A 2,133-nucleotide genomic window follows, 5' to 3' on the forward strand; every position below is an offset into this window, starting at 1 on the left:
CACCGAAAGCGTGCCCACCGCGCCGCCCAGCTGCAGTTGCAGCGCCTGCAGCCCGGCCGCGCGCACCCGCTGCCGGCAGCGCAGCAGCGGCGCGATCCACGCCACCAGCTTGAAATCGAAGCTGACCACCTGCGCCGGCTGCATCAGCGTGCGCGCCAGCACCGGCACGCCGCGGTGCTGCCGTGCCAGCGCGAGCAGCGCGGCAGCGAGCGCRCCCAGGTCGCGGTCGACCAGCGCGAGTGCGCGGCGGGTGGTGAGCGCGAGGCCGGTGTCGATCACGTCCTGGCTGGTGCTGCCCCAGTGCACGTAGCCGGCCGCATCGGCATCGAACAGGCCGACCGCCTGCGTCAGCGCCTTGACCAGCGGAATGGCCAGGCTGCCGGCCCGGCCGCTCGCGTCGATGAGGGCGCCCAGGTCGTACAGCTCGGCCTTGCAGACACCGGCGATCGCCTGGGCGGCGGCGGCCGGCACCAGGCCTTCGGCGGCCTGCGCGCGCGCGAGCGCCGCCTCGAAATCGAGCATCGCCTGCAGCACCGAGGCCGGCGAGAACACCGCCGACATCTCGGGCGTCGACAGGAAGCCTTCGAAAACCGATTGCCCCGTCGACATCACCGCGCTCCGGTCAGGCGGCGGCCGCCTGCGCCTTTTGGGCCTTCCGCTGCATCTTGCGATCGCTCAGCCGCTGCAGGCAGGTCAGCGAGGCCAGGTGGGCGTAGATCAGCGGCAGCATGCCGTTGCGGTACAGCTCGAGCACCTGGGCATCGGGCAACGCGCGCAGCTTGTCTTCATCGACCACGAGGAAGCCGTCGACCGAGAAGGTCTCGCCGTCGTCCAGCGTGCCTTCGGCGCGCATGCTCTTCAGCAGGTCGAGCTCGCGCAGGCGTTCGCAGAACAGCGGGGTGCGCTGCGCTTCCTGGTCGTACAGCTCGAGCAGCTTCATCACGTTGTTAAGGGTCTCGGTCGGCTCGCCGGCGGCGGTGAGCAGCGGCGTGCCCTGCGGCCCGTCGACGAGGCCCGGGTAGCCTTCATCGATGACCACCGAGAGTTCGTCGCCGGTGCCGTCGGCACGCGGGAAGCGCGTGAGCCCGAGCGGGTAGCAGCGCAGCGCGGCCGGGATGTAGCGGCCGACCCACTGCGTGCCCTCGACGAACAGGTTCTCGCCCACCGTCAACCCGAGCAGCACGGCCGGGTTGAGCTGCGGGCTGCCGTCTGCGGTGGTGCCGCTGTTGACGAACAGGATCGGGTAGTCCTTGCCGGCCTCGACGAACTCGCCGAAGGTGCAGAACAGCGCGTTCATGCCGGCGGCTCCCGACACGTCCAGCGGCAGCACGTGCTTGCCGGCATGGCGCGTGCGGTCGAGCAGCGCGGGCTTCTTGTAGAGGGCAGTGATCATTGAACTTCAGCTCCAGGGGGCAAGGCGGTGGCCATCACCTTGTCGACACGCTTGCCGTCCAGGTCGACCACCTCGAAACGCCAGCCTTCCCAGTCCACCGTGTCGGCGGTCTTGGGCAGCCGGCCCAACAACAACATGATCATGCCGGCCAGCGTGTTGTAGCGGCCGCGGTCTTCCTCGGGCAACTCCTTCAGCGACAGCCGGTCCTTCAGCTCGGGCACCGGGATCAGGCCGTCGAACAGCCAGCTCTGGTCGTTGCGCTGCACCGCCCAGGCTTCGCCGTCGGCCGGCGTCGTGAACTCGCCGGTGATCGCCTCCAGCACGTCGCGCACGGTGATGACGCCCTGCACCTCGCCGTACTCGTCGACCACGAAGACAAGCTGGGCCGACGACGCGCGGAACTGCTCGAGCAGCTCCATGCCCGACAGCGTCTCCGGCACGAACACCGGCGCCTGCAGGCCCTCGGTCAGCGCGAGCGGGCGGCCCTGCAGCATCTGCTGCAGCAGCGTCTGCGCCGAGATCACGCCGACCACGTCGCTCAGGCTGCCGCGGCACACCGGGTAGCGCGAGTGCTCCTGGTCGCCCATCACCTTCAGCACGTCGTCGAGGCCGGCCGACGCGTCGAGCCAGGTGATTTCGGTGCGGGGGATCATCATCGAGCCGACCTGCCGGTCGTCGAGGCGGAACACGTTGCGCACCATCTGGTGCTCCTGCGCCTCGATCACGCCGGCGTCCAGGCC

The 2,133-nt window shown here is 70.0% G+C and carries 3 protein-coding genes; all 3 read right to left on the reverse strand.

Annotation, left to right across the window (positions count from 1 at the left end; translation table 11 throughout):
- On the reverse strand, positions 1 to 609 hold a 609-nt coding region (locus AC1D15_RS28510; protein ID WP_477828665.1), incomplete at its 3' end, for a lyase family protein.
- 13 nt (positions 610 to 622) lie between these two features.
- The gene (locus AC1D15_RS28515) at positions 623 to 1,393 is read right to left on the reverse strand and encodes a SapC family protein (RefSeq protein ID WP_477828666.1); all 771 of its coding nucleotides are present in this window, start codon (positions 1,391 to 1,393) and stop codon (positions 623 to 625) included.
- The coding region (locus tag AC1D15_RS28520) for a hemolysin family protein (protein ID WP_477828667.1) at positions 1,390 to 2,133 on the reverse strand (744 nt) is incomplete at its 5' end. The genes AC1D15_RS28520 and AC1D15_RS28515, both read right to left, overlap by 4 nt.

It is taken from the genome of Rhizobacter sp. P2_H2 (assembly GCF_056403375.1).

Coding starts and splice junctions, on each gene's coding strand:
- AC1D15_RS28515 (WP_477828666.1), bottom strand. CDS start 1,393: ATGATCACTGCCCTCTACAAGAAGCCCGCGCTGCTCGACCGCACGCGC.